Consider the following 14,804-nt stretch of genomic DNA (forward strand, 5'->3'; position numbering starts at 1 on the left):
TCGCGACGTCTCAGCGTGAGCCCAGGATTGCGGGTCAGGTCTTGACGATTTGGTCGACGCCGACGCCCTGCCCGCGCAGCGTCACCCAGATCAGACCGAGATCGCCAACGAAGCTCTGGGACTTGACGTATTGGGCATCGAGTTCGGCGAGCCGGTCCGGGTTCGACATGTCGACGCCCCTCACCTGGGCCAGCCCGGTAATGCCTGGACGCACGTCGAGCACGCCCAGCTTGCGCCGTGCCTCGACAAGCTCGACTTGCGACGGCAGGCATGGTCGCGGACCGACCAGGCTCATGTCGCCGGCCAAGACGTTGAAGACCTGCGGCAGTTCATCGATCTTGAATCGCCGCATGTGATGGCCCAATCGCGTGACCTTCGCGGCCGAGACCTGATGGGTCGGAAGATCACCCGTGTCTGATGCCATTGTTCGAAATTTGTAACAGGTAAATCGCTGTCCGTTCCTCCCGACGCGAGCCTGCCGAAAGATCGCGCCCCCCCGGCTATCGAGCCGGATGGCGCCAGCGACAATCAGGAAGATCGGCCAGAGCACGAGCAGGAGCACCGCGCAGACCGCCACATCGAGCAGACGCTTCATATGCGGGACGCCTGCGGAAGCGACTTGGCCATTTGCACCATCGCGCGCAGTCCATCTTTTGTTTGCACGCGGGGACACCACCCGACACTCTGGAGGTCGGCCGAACTCGCGACGAGATCGCGTCCGATGCGATCCCAGAGGCCGCGGCGGCCAGCAGCAAAAACCAGCGCTCGCACCGCAGCCGGCGGTATCGGAACGAGATTGCGCGGCCGCCCGGACGCCTCGCGTAACGTCCCGATCATTTCCGCCAGCGTGATCGGCTCGGGATCACAGACGATGAAAGTCCGGTTGATCGTGTCCGGATTGCCGAGACAGAACATCACCGCCTGTACGAGATTGTCGATCGAGAGCAGCGAACGACGATTGTTGAAGGCGCCGAACGGGAGCGGCACAGGCAGCGATGCAATCCGCATCATCATGGAGATGTTGGCCTTGGCCCCCGGGCCATAGACGATAACAGGCCGCAAAATGGTGAACGGTACGCCAGAGTGGCGAACTTCCCCTTCCGCCGCGAGCTTGGCCCGGTCATAGGCCGTGATAGGCCACGGCTCGTCCTTCTCCGTGACGACATGATCGGCGGCGGAGCCCGCCTGCGCGCCAATGGACGACATGAAGATGAGGCGCTTGATCCCGCGTTGCGCACAGGCCTGCACCAAGTGCGCCGTCGCCACGCGATTGGCCCGGGTGTACTGACCGCTGTCGATGTGAGTGCGATGAGCAATAGCCGCAAGGTGAATGACAACGTCGATACCATCAAGCAGCGGGGTCCAATCCACCTCACGCTCGAGATCGGGGAGTGCCGCCCATTCGCTTCCGGACGCCCGGGTCAGCGCCGTCGGCTTGCGGGATGCCGCGCGAACGAAGTGGCCGTCGTTTGCCAGCGCATTGGTCAGGGCAGACCCAATGAAGCCGGAGGCGCCGGTCACCAATATCCGCAACGACATCCGCTCACTCGCCCCAGTGGCCGAAAGGACAGAAAACCCTGCTTGGCTAGAATGTTCCACTACCTGCACGCAAGCCGCCCCGGAAGCTGATTCCCGACACTCCATCACCCTACCGTTGCCGGCACAACTGCGGATACCACAATTTGTTGCACCGCAGCAGCAGGTGAGAACATCGAGCGCCCTAGTTCCCGGCCACGCTCCGACATGGAATGCCGCAATACCTCGTCATCCATAAGTTGTTCCGCGAGTTCCTTCAACTCGGCGACGGAGTTCCCAACATACACCTTTCCGACCTGCTCGGCCTCGATCAACCTCATCAGGTCGGTGCCCGGATTGACTCGCGCGAGGACCGGCACCCCATATTGCACGTAGGAGACGAACTTACCGGGAATATTGTGCGTTTTGTGGTCGGGATGCAGCGCGACCATGCCGACGTGGCACTGCGCCAGAAGCCCTGGAATTTCGCTCGAATCGATCTCGCCGAAGAACAGGGCATTACTAAGATCGCGTGATGCCTTCTCGGCCTCGAGCCGGGCAAACTCGGTCCCGCGCCCGACGAACAGGAACCCGATATCCGTGCGGTCGCGCAGGCTGTGGATCAGGTCGATGAAGATATCCATACCCTGGGCCACGCCCATATTGCCGATGTAGACGAATATCTTGCGGCCGGCGAGCGGCGTATTCCTCACCACGATGCTGCTGCCGACGTCCGGCGTCGCGGCGAGCCAGTTGCGCAGCACTTCGATGCGGCGCGGCGCGCGGTCCCACTTCTTGAGGTAGTGGAGATTAGACTCGGTCTGCACGCCGATCACCTGGGCAACGCTATATTGGAATGCCGCGATGGCCTTGAAGACAAGGTAGACCGGCCCCCGCCGGACCAGGCCGAGGTCGACCGCCCATTCCGGAAAGATGTCGCGCAGGATGAGATAGGTCCTCGCCTTGTTCGCGCCCTTCGACTTGCGCCGCAATTTCGCGATCAGCGGGCCGAAGAAGATGGGTGGCGAATACCATACCAGAAGGTCCCAGTTCGCCGAGGCAAACGGGCTGCGCCGGATGTTGAAATACATAGCGAATGGCAGCCACATCTCGGCGATGGCACGCCGGACAAAAGACGGCGAACGCGTCGGCGGCGCCGCCACGCGCAACACCTCGACCCCGTCGAGTTGCTCCACCACCCACGGCTTATCCGACATCGGCGACGGAACGATGACAACCGGCCGATGCCCCTGCGCGGCAAACTCCCGCGAAAGATCCCGCAACTGCACTGCTGCGGACGTCCGCAGCGGCGGATAGTCAGTTGAGATCAATGCAATCAGCAGGCCACGGTTCATGTCAATGCTTCAACACAAGATCAGCGGCGGCTCACCGCCGCCGCAAGGCTCAGAAGAAGTTCGTGATCTTGGTGCGGATCGCGTTCACCACCACGGACGAGGGTGAATAATCCTCCTCGAATTCGTAGCGCGCGCTCCAGGGCAGGCCGACGGCCAGCGTCACCGCCTCGACGATATTCTCGGCCTCCATGCCTGAAACGATCGTGGCACCGCTTTCGAGCGTCTCCATGCGCTCCGTCGCCATGCGCAGGCTGACATTGGGCACCTTGTAGAACAGCCCCTCCTCGGCCGCAGTGCCGGAGTCGGAGAGTACGACGTAAGACTGCTTGAGCAGCTGATTGAAATCGTAGAAACCGAGCGGCGCCATGATCCGGATGTTCGGCGGCACGTCGATGTTCTTCAGCTTGCTGGTCGTGCGCGGATGCATCGGGAAGATGATCTCGCGCTTGAGCCGCTGGTTGAGGACGCCGAGCGCCTTGAAGATATTCGCGAGATTCTGCGGATCGTCGACGTTCTCGCTGCGGTGCGCCGTCACCAGAATGTAGTTCTTCGGCTCGAGGCCGAGGCGCTTGAGGATGTCGCTGTTCTCGATCTCCGGCATAAAGGCCCGCATAGCCTCGAAGGTCGTATTGCCGGTCACAATGATCTTCGAGGGATGGATGCCCTCACGTAGCAGGTTCTCGCGATGATAATGGTTGTAGGGCAGCAGGATGTTGCTGATGTGGTCGATCAGGATGCGGTTGCGCTGCTCCGGCATGCGGCGGTCCCACGCGCGCAACCCGGCCTCCATGTGAAAGATCTTGATGCCGCGGTGCGACGCAGGCAGCACGCTCAGCCCGCTGTAGGTGTCACCGAGAATCAGCAAAGCATCGGGCTTCACCTTCTCCATCAGTGCGTCGGACTTCTTGATCACATCCGCGACTTCGGGGCCGTAACCCGACGTGTCGATGTCCAGCTCGTAGTCCGGCTTCCTGAGCTTGAGATCCTTGAAGAAGAATTCGCGCAGCTCCGGCGTGAAATTTTGGCCAGTATGGACCATCACATGATCGAAATTGTAGTCGTCGAGCTTCTTCAGCGTCGACCACATCTTGATCATTTCCGGCCGCGTACCGAAAATCGACATCACCTTCATTTGCGTGTTCCGTATGGCATTCGTTAAGCGGGGACTTGAGAGCGATATCTTAGGCGTCCGACTGCGGAAAGATCGAGACCTTGGGCAGCGGCAGGATCATCCGGCCTCCCTTCTCCAGATAGGCCGCGTTTCTCTTCCTGATCTCGTCGAAGAAACTCCAGGCGAAGACCAGGAGATAATCCGGCGGATTGTCGCTGCCGAGAATTGTGCTCGGATGAATCTGGAAATGCGATTTCGGCGTGTAGAACCCGGCCTTCGCCGGCGCATCGTCGATCATGTAGTCGAGGTGATCGTGACTGATGCCGCACCACTGGATCATGGTGTTGGCGCGACCGGACGCGCCGTAGCCGGCGATACGCTTTCCCTCGGCCCGCAAACGGTTCAAGAGCCCGATCAGCTCATCGCGGTGAGCAGCGACCGTGGCGGAAAACGCCTGGAAGGTCTCGAAGCGATCGAACCCACGCGCGCGCTCCTCCGCCTCGAGCGCCTTAACCGCGGACGAAACGGAGGCGCTGTGCTTGCTGCCTTTCTTGCAGGTGTAGAAGCGGATCGAGCCTGCGTGGATCGGGATCGGCTTGATATCGAACACCATCATGTCATAGCGAGCGAGATGGTTCATCACCGACAGCAGCGAGTAGTAATAGAGGTGCTCGTGATAGACCATGTCGTATTGAAGCTCGTCGATCACCTTGCCGAGGTAGTGCACCTCGAAGGCGAACACGCCGTCCGGACCGAGCGCCGCAGCAACCGCGCGCGTCGTGCCCTGGATATCGGGAATGTGCGCATAGACGTTGTTGGCCATGATCAGATCGACGCCGCCGTGCTCGGCGACGACGCTGCGCGCCACGCTCTCGGTGAAGTAGTCGTTGACCACCTTGATCCGCGGGTCGTTGATGGTTGCGACTACGTTGGCGGCCGGATCGACGCCAATCACGGTGCGAATGCCCTGGTCCGCCAGCGGACGCAGCAGCACGCCGTCGTTGCAGCCGAATTCGAGAACCGTCGCCTTGGCCGGATCGAGAAAGCGCGTGGTGACCTCGGCCGCATACGCGCCGAAATGGTCGCGCAGGGTTCCGATCGATGACGAAAAATAGAAATAGTCCTTGAACATCACATCGGCCGGAACCTTGTCAGTCACCTGCACGGCGTAGCAGTCCTTGCAGAAGTGCAGGCGCATGGGAAAGGTTGGCTCGGTCGCGAACTGCTCAGGCTTGAGAAATCCGCCAGCGAGGCCGACCCTGCCGAAATCCATCACCAGTCCGAGCCGCCGGCTGTCGCAAAACGCGCAGCAAGGCTGTTCGGAATCACGCGCTTCAATCACGAAAAGTCCCCTGTTCCCTGCTTTTGGCCGAGGCTCGACCACAACCGCCGGTCACTCACGTGCGGGGTAGCATAATCATTCTATCAGGTCGATAAACCGGGAAAACTAGACCTCTGCAATTTCGCCGTCCGCGCCCCGCAGGTGGCGCTGGATGAAATCCAGCTTGAGCAGCAGGGCCTTGACACCCTCGACGGTCAGGCGCTCGGTATTGTGCGACGTATAATCGTCGAGGGTGGAAATCTCCCTCTGCCCGTCGGTAAAATACATCGCATAGTTGAGGTCACGATTGTCGGCGGGAATCCGATAATACCGTTCCATGTCCTGGACGCGGGCCATCTCCTCGCGCGAGACGAGTGATTCGTAGAGCTTCTCGCCATGCCGCGTGCCGACGATCTGCACGGGGTTGCTGGCGTTGAAGATCTCCTTGAGCGCCTGAACGAGGTCGCCGATCGTTGCCGCCGGAGCCTTCTGCACGAAAATGTCGCCCTGGCGGCCATGCCCATAGGCATGCAGCACCAACTCGACGGAATCGTCGAGCGACATCAGAAACCGCGTCATATTAGGGTCCGTCACGGTCAGCGGCTTGCCGGCCTTGATCTGCTGGACGAACAGCGGAATTACCGAACCGCGCGACACCATGACGTTGCCGTATCGGGTCGCGCACAACAGGGTCTCGGACGGCGACTGGCTACGTGATTTTGCAACCATCACCTTTTCCATCAACGCCTTGGTCTGCCCCATCGCATTGATCGGATAGACTGCCTTGTCGGTCGAGAGCACGACCACCTTCTCGACATTGTTGGCGATCGCCGCGCTCATGACATTCTCGGTGCCGAGAACGTTGGTGCGGACCGCCTCCAACGGATAGAATTCGCAAGACGGCACCTGCTTCAGCGCGGCGGCGTGAAACACGTAGTGTGCGCCCTTCAGCGCCTGATGGATGGAGTCATAGGCCCGCACGTCGCCGATGTAGAATTTCAGCCTGGCGTTGTTGAACGCCGTGCGCATCTCCTCCTGCTTCTTCTCGTCGCGGCTGAAGATGCGGATCTCGGCGACGTCGGTCGCCAGAAATCCCCTCAGGATGTGCTGACCGAACGAGCCGGTGCCGCCTGTGATGACTACAACCTTATCCTTCATCGTGTCCCACCGAACTGAACTTGTCGCGGTACATTGCATCAACGAGCGCCGGCCAGTCCGGCGGCCTGTAACCGGTCAACCGCTCGAAACGGTCTGCAACCAGCGAGCGATCCGGTGCCGGCCGATCGTCCGCGAGCAGCTTGATCCTTTTGCCGTAACGCTCGGCAACCAGCAATAGCAGATCGAACTTCGAAATCGGCCGGGTCGCAACGTGATAGATGCCGCTCAGGTCCGGCCGCAGGAGCACGACATCCCGAATCATATCCGCCAGTACGATGGTCGGGAAGCCGGAGAAGATTGCCCGCGTAAAGCAGCGGCATTCGCCCTGCTGCGACAGAAACCACTCCAGCAATCCGCTGCTGTCTTGCAGCTCGTGACCGATGATGGAGGTCCGCAGGGTGACGGCGTGCGGCGCGTCGACTTCGCCGAGGAACTTCGACGTTCCATAGACGTCATCGGCATCAGGCACATCGGCCTCGGTATAGGCGCCGCGATGGCCCGCGAACACACCATCAGAGCTGATCTGAATGAAGCGCGCGCCGGTGCGACCGCACAGTTGCGACAGGCGTTGCGGCAGCACGGCGTAGACTGCGACCGATCGCATCGGATCGGCGGGCGCGGGCCGGCCGACAGCGACGCAGTTGACAACGACATCCGGGCGAAGCGCGTCGAACAGCGCCGTCTGCTGAGCCGGATCCTCGATATTGCCGACCGCGGTGAGACGCTCGGCAAGCGCGGGATCGAACAGCGCACGCGCCGTCTCCTGCCGAACGGTCCCGGAAACTTCGGCGCCCGGCATTTTCGACAGGCTCCGGAACACTGCGTTGCCGAGCAGGCCGGTCGCTCCCAGCACGAGCACTTTCACGGGATGCTCCATCGCGATCCCGGCATCACGCAACCTGGACCAGGCTCTGGAGCAACTGGTCCCGCTCCTTGATGGTCGGGTAGTTCACAAGCACCGCACGGTAAACGCCCTTGAACACGAAGAGACTGCCAGCTGCGATGCCGATGACGCCGAAATTTCGGATCAACTCCTCGATATGGGCGAGCGAACCGGCGCCGCCCAGGATGGTGACCGGCACCTTCGAGGCCGCATTGATCTGCCGCGCCAGCTCGAGATCGTAGCCCTTCATCTGGCCATCCCGCTCGATCGCGTTGACCACGATCTCTCCGGCCCCGAGCTTCTCGGCTTCGGCGGCGACTTCGAGCATGGTCCGTCTGGTGTTGACCTTGGCGTTATGCGTCCAGACCTCGTAAACGCTGCTGCGCGGACGCGGCTTGACGTCGAGGACGACGACGACGCTCTGGCTGCCGACCGCTTCAGCGGCGTCGGCGATCAGGTTCGGATTGGCGACCGCGGCCGAGCTGATCGCCACCTTCTCGATGCCGAGACCGATGATGGTTTTGACCTGCTCCACCGTCTTCACGCCGCCGCCGTAGCAGAGCGGCATTCGCGATTCGACAGCGAGATTCTCGAGCATGCGATAGTCGGGCTCATGGCCGCGCACGGTCGCGTCGATGTCGTAGATCGCAAGCTCGTCGACCAATTTTTCGTTGAAGATGCGGACGACGTTGATGGGATCGCCGACATATTTCGGATTGGAGAATCCGACCGTCTTGACGAGGCCTTTGTCCTGGACGAGCAGCGAGGGGATGATGCGGGGGCGCAGCACGGGTCAAAGCTCGGCGAAGTTCTTGAGGAGCCGCATGCCGTAGCTGTGGCTCTTCTCCGGATGGAACTGGACGCCATGGATATTGCCCGAGCCGACGGCGCAGCTAAAGGCCGAACCGTATTCGGACGTCGCCAGGACATTGTCGTTCGAAGCGCAATCGAAATAGTAGGAATGCAGGAAGTAAAAGCGAGCGTCCTGCTCGAGACCGGCAAACAACCGCACACCGTTCTTCGGCACCACGTCATTCCAGCCCATGTGCGGGAGCCGCGCCGGACGCGGCAACCGGCTCTCGTCGAAGCGCCTGACCCGTCCCTCGATCCAGCCGAGACCCGACAGCTTCCCCTCATCGCTCGAGCCGGCCAGGATCTGCATGCCGACGCAAACGCCGAGCACCGGCACGTTCCGGGCCATCACGAGATCATCGACTGTTTCGCGCATGCCCGAGGCGTCAAACAGCTCGATGGCATGATCGAAGGCGCCGACGCCCGGCAGGATCAGCTTGGTCGCGCCGTCGAGGTCGGCGGCGCTGATCGCGATCTTCGCCGGGACGTTCATCCGCTTGTAGAGGTTGGCGAAGGCCTGAACGTTGCCGAGCCCGTAGTTGATGATCGTTATCATCGGAATATCCGGTTATCCAATCCGAGCAAATTTGAGATCCGGGCACCGAGGGTGATCATGAACAGATTGTTCTTATAGTCGTGGAACGACTTGTTCTTGCCGTGGAATATCTCCTCGAACTCGGCAACCGTCCAGCCGAGCTTGGTGGCCACATATTCGAATTCGTGACGCAGCGTCTCCTCGTCGAGATCGGGCTTCTCCAGGCGCTCAAGCGCCTGGTCGCGCGTCATCTGCCCGGTGAGGATCTCGCTCGAGAAATAGGCGCGGCGCTTGTCATAGCCGAACTTCCGCGGCGTCCAATAGGCCTCATAGAAGCGGGTGAAGCGCGACTCGTAGTGCTTCTGCGGATAGGGCTGCCAGCCGAACTTCTCGTTCAGCTCGCGGATCGCGTCTTTCTTGATGAAGGGAACGCTGTCCAGCAGCTTGATGACCCGCATGCCCTTCACCAGCCGATAATACAGCCGGTACTTCAGGATATCGCAGGTCGGAAACGTCTTGAGCTTGCGCGTGCCGAACTTCTTGTGGATATCGTGCACATGCACCATGTCGGTCGAGAAATAGGTCCACTCGATCGATTCGCGCACGCACTCGGTCGAGTTGTTGCCGCCCGTGATGACGTACTTGAAGCCGTTCTTGGCCGCGAAATTGTACATCGCCGAGAACAGCGCCAGATCCTGCGGCTGGTCCTGGAAGGCGACTTGGGACAGGAAGAAGGCGCGTTGCAGGTCCTTCATCTCCTCCCAATTGACCACTTCGGTCACGAGGTCGAGGTGCAGGCCTTCAATGATCTTCTGAATGTTGCTGACGCCGAGATCTGAGTTCCAACCAGTGTCGCAATGGAACATCAAAGGCCGCAGGCCGAACTTTTCCTTGGCGACGTAGGTCACATAGGAGCTGTCGAGGCCGCCGCTGATGCCGATGACGCAGTCATGGTCGCGGTCCTTGCCCTCTTCCTTGATCTTCTCGATGAGCGGCATGATCTCCTGGGTGCCGCGTTCATCGGGATGCCAGTTCGGCTTGATATTCTCATTAAAGTTGCAGCAATACTGGCACCAGCCGCGCCCATCGAATTGGAGCGTCGAGTCGCTGGTGTCCATCACGCAATTGGTACAGATCTGATAAGGTCGGACCGCCATTCGGGAATGCTCTAAGAAACTCGTGTTCCGGGTATGCCAATTTCGGTGTCGCCAAGGGACGTTGTCCCCTTTAGTCGGTCTGGCATAGCAGATAAATACCTATTGCAGGCGGGACCCGGGCCTATTTTTGCGTCCGCGGCCTCATGCCCGGCCAGACGGCTATTTTCCGGGCAGGCACGCCCCCGCCGACAGGCGGCCTCGTCGAGCCGCCAGTTCGGCCATGCTGCGCAGGAATATCCAGCGGGACCAGATCTTCAGGGAAAGCGGACGATTCGACACCGTGCTGGTGGTGTTGCTGGCGTGCCGCCGTTTGCGGAGCGTCTTGTCGTCGATGTGGAGGTTGGAGCCAATCTGGTTGGCCGCCAAGGCAATCCAGAGGTCGTGGGACTCCACATAGGCCGGAATCGGTACAATCAGCGGGACCAGCCTACGCTGAAAAGCCATGGCACAGCCAAAATAATTGGTCTTGCCGAGGAAAATCTCGATGATGTTGCTCAGATGCCGTGTCGACGTCTGCGACAACACGCCGTCGAAAGCAACATCCAGCGGCTGCTCGTCCGCGTCCATCCATTCGAAATTGCTCGACACCAGGGCCGCCCCCGATGTCCGCAAGCTCTCCGTCATCCGTTCGAGCCGCCCCGGCAGCCAGATGTCATCCTGGTCGGATAGAAAGATGATATCGCCTCGAGCAAGCTCGATAGCCCGGCCGAACGAGTAGATTTCGCGTCGGTTGACCGGGTTCCGATGAACCGCGATTCGGGCATCCCCGATGCCTTCAATGACCTCGACCGTACGGTCCCGGGAGCAATCGTCGACAACGATGACCTCGTCGCCCGGACCGATCTGCTTGAGAATCGACCGCAATTGCCGCTCGATATAGGCCTCACCCTGATACGTCGCGACGCAGACGCTGACCGTCATTTCGGCGACCCTGCCCGGAACGAAACGCTGTCAAAATCAGTCCAGATCAGCCAAATGCGCATCATCATCACCAGGGTGCCAGAACGCCGTAGCAGCTGGGCGTGCAAAACCAAATAGCGATTGTTGAACGCCGGCAGTTCCGTTAAGCCGTCCGCTGATCGTCGCAACGCAAATTGGCGAATGAATTCAGGCTTTCTGACCTCGAACTTGCGAAAGCTGGCGAATCGCAACGCGATCGGGGCCGCCACCGCCCTGACGATGCAGGTCGCCGGCGCCGCATTGTCGCTCCTGATCAGCCTGCTGCTGGCCAAGCTGATCGGTGCCGTAGGCCTCGGTCTTTATTTCCTGAGTGTGACAAGTACCGAGATATTTTCGACAATTTCGCGGCTGGGACTGGAGACGTCGGCCCTGAAATTTATCTCGATCGCGAATGCCTCCGGGGAGCCGGCCACGGTCGCGACCGTCTATCGCAAATGCGTTGGGATCGCCACGGTGTCGGCTGCCGTCATGGTGCTGCCGGCCTGGGCGATCCTGAACTGGGCACCGATCGGCGCCAGCCATCATACAGAATTCACCTCGCTCGTCCCCTACCTGATGATCGCGCTGATCCCGGTGACTGTCCTGTCTGTGCAGACCGAATCCTTCAAGGCGATCGGACGGCCGGGCACTGCCGTCTTCGCGCAAGCCGTCCTGCCACAGTCGGTCCTGCTGCTACTCATCGTCGTGCTTGCATTGCAGAACAGGATCACCGCCACCTCGGTGCTGGCCTCCTATGCCACCGCATTCCTCCTCGCGATGCTGCTTGCGTTCCTGCGCTGGGTATTCTCCGTCAAGGACGTCTGGCGGACGTCGAGTTTCTCGACCGCAGTCCTATTGCGCACCAGCCTGCCGATCCTGATCGTGACGAGCCTCAATCTGGTGATGGCATGGACCGACACATTCGTCCTCGGGATCCTGTCGACCCCGGATCAGGTCGGTGTCTATGGGGTTGCCCTTCGGATTTCAACGACGACCGCTTTCGTGCTGATCGCGGTCAACAGCGTCGTTGCACCGCAATTTGCGGCCCTCCACGCCAGCGGCGAGCATTCGAAACTGGAGGTTCTGGCTCGCCGCAGCTCGTTCTGGACGCTGGTCGGCGCCTCGCCGCTGATTCTGATTTTCATGATCTTTCCGAGCCAGATCCTCGATCTGTTCGGCGAGCAATTCGTTGCGGGGACCTGGTCGCTGCGGCTGCTGGCGCTGGCGCAGCTGGTCAATGTTTCGACTGGACAGCTCACTTCCCTGTTGATTATGACCGGCCACGAGAAGCTCATGCGCAACAACTTGATCTTCTCGGCGGTCCTGAACCTTGCGGGCAATCTTGTGCTGGTCCCTCCGCTCGGCGCACTTGGCGCGGCGATCAGCACGGCGATCTCGCTATCGGTGATGAAGATCATCGCCTGGTGGATCGTGCGGCACAAGCTTCAGATCAATACGGTCGGTTATCTGAAGCTCTATTCATCGAAGTGATGCCGGCGTTCGTGTGCGGCAGTCACAGGCAGGTAGAGACACATCATGCGGAACCCCGTGATCTTCATAGGAATGCACCGTTCCGGAACCAGCATGCTGGGGCAGTTGCTGGAAAACCTCGGCATGTTCTTCGGGACCCAGAAAGACGAGAACAATGAGGCCCTGTTCTTCCAGGATCTGAACGAATGGCTGTTGAGCCAGTGCGGCGGCCGCTGGGACTACCCGGCGCCGTTCAACGAATACTTCTGGCGCAGCGACGACATTGTCAAATGGAGCGACATCTATCTTCGTAATCTTCTGGCCAGCCCGCGGTCGATCAAGTTTCTCGGGCTGCGGCGGTTTCTGTCGGGCAGGATGAATGGCCTCAACGGGCCATGGGGCTGGAAGGACCCGCGCAACACCTTCACACTTCCGCTCTGGCTGAAGATCTTTCCGAACGCGAAAATCGTCTCCATCGAGCGGAACGGCGTCGACGTCGCGCAGTCCCTGTTCGCCCGCGAAATCAGACTTCTCAAGGAAGCGCCGGATTTTTATCGGCGCTACCGCGCGATTTTCTTCATCCATCCACGCCGCGCCGGCTTTGTGCACTCCCCGCGATGCCTATCGCTGGAGGACGCCTTCTCGCTCTGGCAGGAATATACGACGCAGGCCGACGCCGTGATTGCCAGCCTGCCGCAAGAACGCGTGCTAACGCTGCGCTACGAGGAGATGTTGGGCGATCCCGTCAAATGGCTCGCCAAGACCGCCGCGTTCTGCGATGTGGATGCGTCGAACGCCCGGATCGAAGAAGCAGTCAAGAGCATCCGCGCGGAGCGCGCTCAGGCCTATGAGTCCGACCCCGAGCTCAGGAAGTTCGCGGCGAGCCACGCCGACGCCCTGGCGGCGCGCGGCTACTCGATTCCTAGCGCCTGATCGCATCGAAGCATCACGCTCGCCGCATCCCGTCGACCAATGCGGCTGCCGGCTAGATCATTCGCCGCTTCGCGGACGACCATCTGCATAGCCATACCAGGCGAATGGTGCGGACTCGCCCGCCAGTACCGACAGGCATGCGATAGCGATGAACACCATGCCTTGGCCAATTGAGCCTGTGAGAACCGTATTCGCGGCAGTCGAAATAAAGAAGAAAAGACTGCACAGCAGCAAAGCTCGCCCCAACGTCTTGTTGGCCGCCGGCACGCGGCTATACAGCCAGGCGCAATAGGCAAGCAGCGAAAGCCAGAAAGTGAGACCGACGAGACCCTGCTTGTAGAGGACCTCAAGATAGGTGAGCTCGATCTTGGTCCTCCGCCCGATCTTCGCTCCGAGGCCGTGGCCGATGACAAGCGTGACGGGATTCAGTCGCTGCTTGACGAAGTCCACATCGAAGAGGCGGTTGTCGTCGGTGTGTCGGCTCAGATCGAACATCGGAGCCGAGCGTTTATCTTCCGACTTCCGTTCGGGCGCGTGCAGTTGGGTGCTCTCATTCTTGAGAGCATCAAATTGTGCCTGAAGTTGAGTGCTTTCAGTCTTGAAAGCAGCAAATGCCACGACGACAAGCACAAGCAATTGACCGGTCAGCAGCGCCCTCTGTCGCCAAGGTCCCCAAGCGATGCCGAGAACGATGCAAGCCCCCACCGCCACGGTGAGGCTTCGTGTGAGCGCCAGCCCGACGGCCAGAATGACAACGAGCGCCAGCGCTTTCGTCGTCTTGAACGGGTCGAGCATGAGCAATATGCCAGCGACGCACGCATAGTACATGCCCTTGTAAAAAAAGCCGACGAACGGGGCTCCCGGATATGCCATCCTGAAAATGAACTCATCGCTGGCCTCGAGATGATCGTAAACCGTTGCATACGGTATCAATCCAAGGTGAACAGTCGCGAGCGTGAACAGGTAGACCGTCGCCAGAAGGAGGCCCGCCAGCATGAGCACCGTCACGACGATCGTGACCTGGAAACGGGATCGAATGGCCGTAACGAAGAAAAGCAGCATCGCGAAATAGGAAAGCGGCTTCAGTTCGCCTATCACCGCCGAGCGGGGGCTCGGATCGACGATGAGCTGAGCGCCATAATTGATTGCGATGCCGTCCTTGAAATTGTCGTTGAGAAAGCCCAGCAAGACGTCGAAACCGGTGACCGCAACGAAAAGCGCAAGCAGTCCCCATATCGCCGCTGCCGGCCTCGCCTCCGGTCGTGACAACAGCGCCGCTGCGCTCCAGATCATGCACAGGACGAACAGCAATTCTCTGAGACGAAGCGGCCCGAGCTGGACAAGATAGCCGTTCCCTCCAAGCGCCAGCTCCACCACGACGATGATCAGGAGCGAGGTTCCAACGGCCGGACGCGCAACAAGATCGATCGGAAATCGCGCCCACTGCGGCAGGAATCCAAGCATTGTGACAAATACCCATGGGCCGACACCGGGCAACAATCACCCGAACGGCAAATACCCGCGCAGCGTTTGGCCGGTGCCTATCGCATCTTCGAGCGCGCAGATCAAGCAACG

General features: G+C 60.3%; 14 protein-coding genes. 2 read left to right on the forward strand and 12 right to left on the reverse strand.

The genetic code is table 11. From position 1 onward, the window contains the following. Positions 1 to 34: 34 nt before the first annotated feature. The 11 genes from ACLFLU_RS29120 to ACLFLU_RS29170 form a co-directional block, all read right to left on the reverse strand. Positions 35 to 595, reverse strand: coding sequence for a sugar transferase (locus tag ACLFLU_RS29120; RefSeq protein WP_426408185.1), 561 nt, complete (start codon positions 593 to 595; stop codon positions 35 to 37). Next, the gene (locus ACLFLU_RS29125; protein ID WP_426408186.1) at positions 592 to 1,644 is read right to left on the reverse strand and encodes an NAD-dependent epimerase/dehydratase family protein; all 1,053 of its coding nucleotides are present in this window, start codon (positions 1,642 to 1,644) and stop codon (positions 592 to 594) included. Before ACLFLU_RS29125 ends, ACLFLU_RS29120 begins: the two co-directional genes overlap by 4 nt. After that, complete coding sequence (locus ACLFLU_RS29130) at positions 1,644 to 2,870, reverse strand: glycosyltransferase family 4 protein (RefSeq protein WP_426408187.1); 1,227 nt, start codon at positions 2,868 to 2,870, stop codon at positions 1,644 to 1,646. The genes ACLFLU_RS29125 and ACLFLU_RS29130 overlap by 1 nt, the downstream gene beginning before the upstream one ends. Before the next feature lie 49 nt (positions 2,871 to 2,919). Continuing rightward, positions 2,920 to 4,002, reverse strand: a complete 1,083-nt coding sequence (gene wecB, locus ACLFLU_RS29135; RefSeq protein WP_426408188.1) for a non-hydrolyzing UDP-N-acetylglucosamine 2-epimerase — start codon at positions 4,000 to 4,002, stop codon at positions 2,920 to 2,922. A 49-nt stretch (positions 4,003 to 4,051) separates the two neighbouring features. Continuing rightward, entirely contained in the window at positions 4,052 to 5,323 is a 1,272-nt protein-coding gene (locus ACLFLU_RS29140) for a methyltransferase domain-containing protein (protein WP_426408189.1), read from the reverse strand. Between the two features lie 105 nt (positions 5,324 to 5,428). Beyond that, positions 5,429 to 6,460 carry a polysaccharide biosynthesis protein gene (locus tag ACLFLU_RS29145; protein WP_354035013.1) on the reverse strand — a complete coding sequence of 344 codons (1,032 nt, stop codon included), beginning with the start codon at positions 6,458 to 6,460 and terminating at the stop codon, positions 5,429 to 5,431. Further along, a complete protein-coding gene (locus tag ACLFLU_RS29150; RefSeq protein ID WP_426408190.1) occupies positions 6,450 to 7,325 on the reverse strand; it encodes a dTDP-4-dehydrorhamnose reductase family protein in 876 nt (291 codons plus the stop codon). Before ACLFLU_RS29150 ends, ACLFLU_RS29145 begins: the two co-directional genes overlap by 11 nt. A gap of 25 nt (positions 7,326 to 7,350) precedes the next feature. Continuing rightward, positions 7,351 to 8,133: an AglZ/HisF2 family acetamidino modification protein gene (locus ACLFLU_RS29155; protein WP_426408191.1), complete on the reverse strand. Its 783-nt coding sequence runs from the start codon at positions 8,131 to 8,133 to the stop codon at positions 7,351 to 7,353. Positions 8,134 to 8,136: 3 nt separating this feature from the next. Continuing rightward, positions 8,137 to 8,751, reverse strand: a complete 615-nt coding sequence (gene hisH, locus ACLFLU_RS29160; protein WP_426408192.1) for an imidazole glycerol phosphate synthase subunit HisH — start codon at positions 8,749 to 8,751, stop codon at positions 8,137 to 8,139. After that, entirely contained in the window at positions 8,748 to 9,887 is a 1,140-nt protein-coding gene (locus ACLFLU_RS29165) for an N-acetyl sugar amidotransferase (RefSeq protein WP_426408193.1), read from the reverse strand. The genes hisH and ACLFLU_RS29165 overlap by 4 nt, the downstream gene beginning before the upstream one ends. Before the next feature lie 159 nt (positions 9,888 to 10,046). Next, a complete protein-coding gene (locus ACLFLU_RS29170) occupies positions 10,047 to 10,808 on the reverse strand; it encodes a glycosyltransferase (RefSeq protein WP_426408194.1) in 762 nt (253 codons plus the stop codon). Positions 10,809 to 10,988: 180 nt separating this feature from the next. On the opposite strand from ACLFLU_RS29170, the gene ACLFLU_RS29175 reads away from it, so the two are divergent. Beyond that, positions 10,989 to 12,317 carry an oligosaccharide flippase family protein gene (locus ACLFLU_RS29175; protein WP_426408195.1) on the forward strand — a complete coding sequence of 443 codons (1,329 nt, stop codon included), beginning with the start codon at positions 10,989 to 10,991 and terminating at the stop codon, positions 12,315 to 12,317. A gap of 93 nt (positions 12,318 to 12,410) precedes the next feature. Then, positions 12,411 to 13,229 (forward strand): sulfotransferase, encoded by an 819-nt coding sequence (locus ACLFLU_RS29180; protein WP_426414098.1) that lies wholly within the window; start codon positions 12,411 to 12,413, stop codon positions 13,227 to 13,229. A gap of 57 nt (positions 13,230 to 13,286) precedes the next feature. Here ACLFLU_RS29180 and ACLFLU_RS29185 read toward each other — a convergent pair whose 3' ends face one another. After that, positions 13,287 to 14,693, reverse strand: a complete 1,407-nt coding sequence (locus ACLFLU_RS29185) for a hypothetical protein (protein WP_426408196.1) — start codon at positions 14,691 to 14,693, stop codon at positions 13,287 to 13,289. Positions 14,694 to 14,804: the final 111 nt, after the last annotated feature.

Source organism: Bradyrhizobium ganzhouense, assembly GCF_049949285.1.
Lineage (GTDB): Bacteria > Pseudomonadota > Alphaproteobacteria > Rhizobiales > Xanthobacteraceae > Bradyrhizobium > Bradyrhizobium ganzhouense.

What these genes read in the sequence shown, in the direction of transcription:
- ACLFLU_RS29120 (WP_426408185.1), bottom strand. Translation starts at nt 595, where the DNA reads ATGAAGCGTCTGCTCGATGTGGCGGTCTGCGCGGTGCTCCTGCTCGTG.
- ACLFLU_RS29125 (WP_426408186.1), bottom strand. Translation starts at nt 1,644, where the DNA reads ATGGAGTGTCGGGAATCAGCTTCCGGGGCGGCTTGCGTGCAGGTAGTG.
- ACLFLU_RS29130 (WP_426408187.1), bottom strand. Translation starts at nt 2,870, where the DNA reads ATGAACCGTGGCCTGCTGATTGCATTGATCTCAACTGACTATCCGCCG.
- wecB (WP_426408188.1), bottom strand. Translation starts at nt 4,002, where the DNA reads ATGAAGGTGATGTCGATTTTCGGTACGCGGCCGGAAATGATCAAGATG.
- ACLFLU_RS29145 (WP_354035013.1), bottom strand. Translation starts at nt 6,460, where the DNA reads ATGAAGGATAAGGTTGTAGTCATCACAGGCGGCACCGGCTCGTTCGGT.
- hisH (WP_426408192.1), bottom strand. Translation starts at nt 8,751, where the DNA reads ATGATAACGATCATCAACTACGGGCTCGGCAACGTTCAGGCCTTCGCC.
- ACLFLU_RS29165 (WP_426408193.1), bottom strand. Translation starts at nt 9,887, where the DNA reads ATGGCGGTCCGACCTTATCAGATCTGTACCAATTGCGTGATGGACACC.
- ACLFLU_RS29170 (WP_426408194.1), bottom strand. Translation starts at nt 10,808, where the DNA reads ATGACGGTCAGCGTCTGCGTCGCGACGTATCAGGGTGAGGCCTATATC.
- ACLFLU_RS29175 (WP_426408195.1), top strand. Translation starts at nt 10,989, where the DNA reads ATGAATTCAGGCTTTCTGACCTCGAACTTGCGAAAGCTGGCGAATCGC.
- ACLFLU_RS29180 (WP_426414098.1), top strand. Translation starts at nt 12,411, where the DNA reads ATGCTGGGGCAGTTGCTGGAAAACCTCGGCATGTTCTTCGGGACCCAG.
- ACLFLU_RS29185 (WP_426408196.1), bottom strand. Translation starts at nt 14,693, where the DNA reads ATGCTTGGATTCCTGCCGCAGTGGGCGCGATTTCCGATCGATCTTGTT.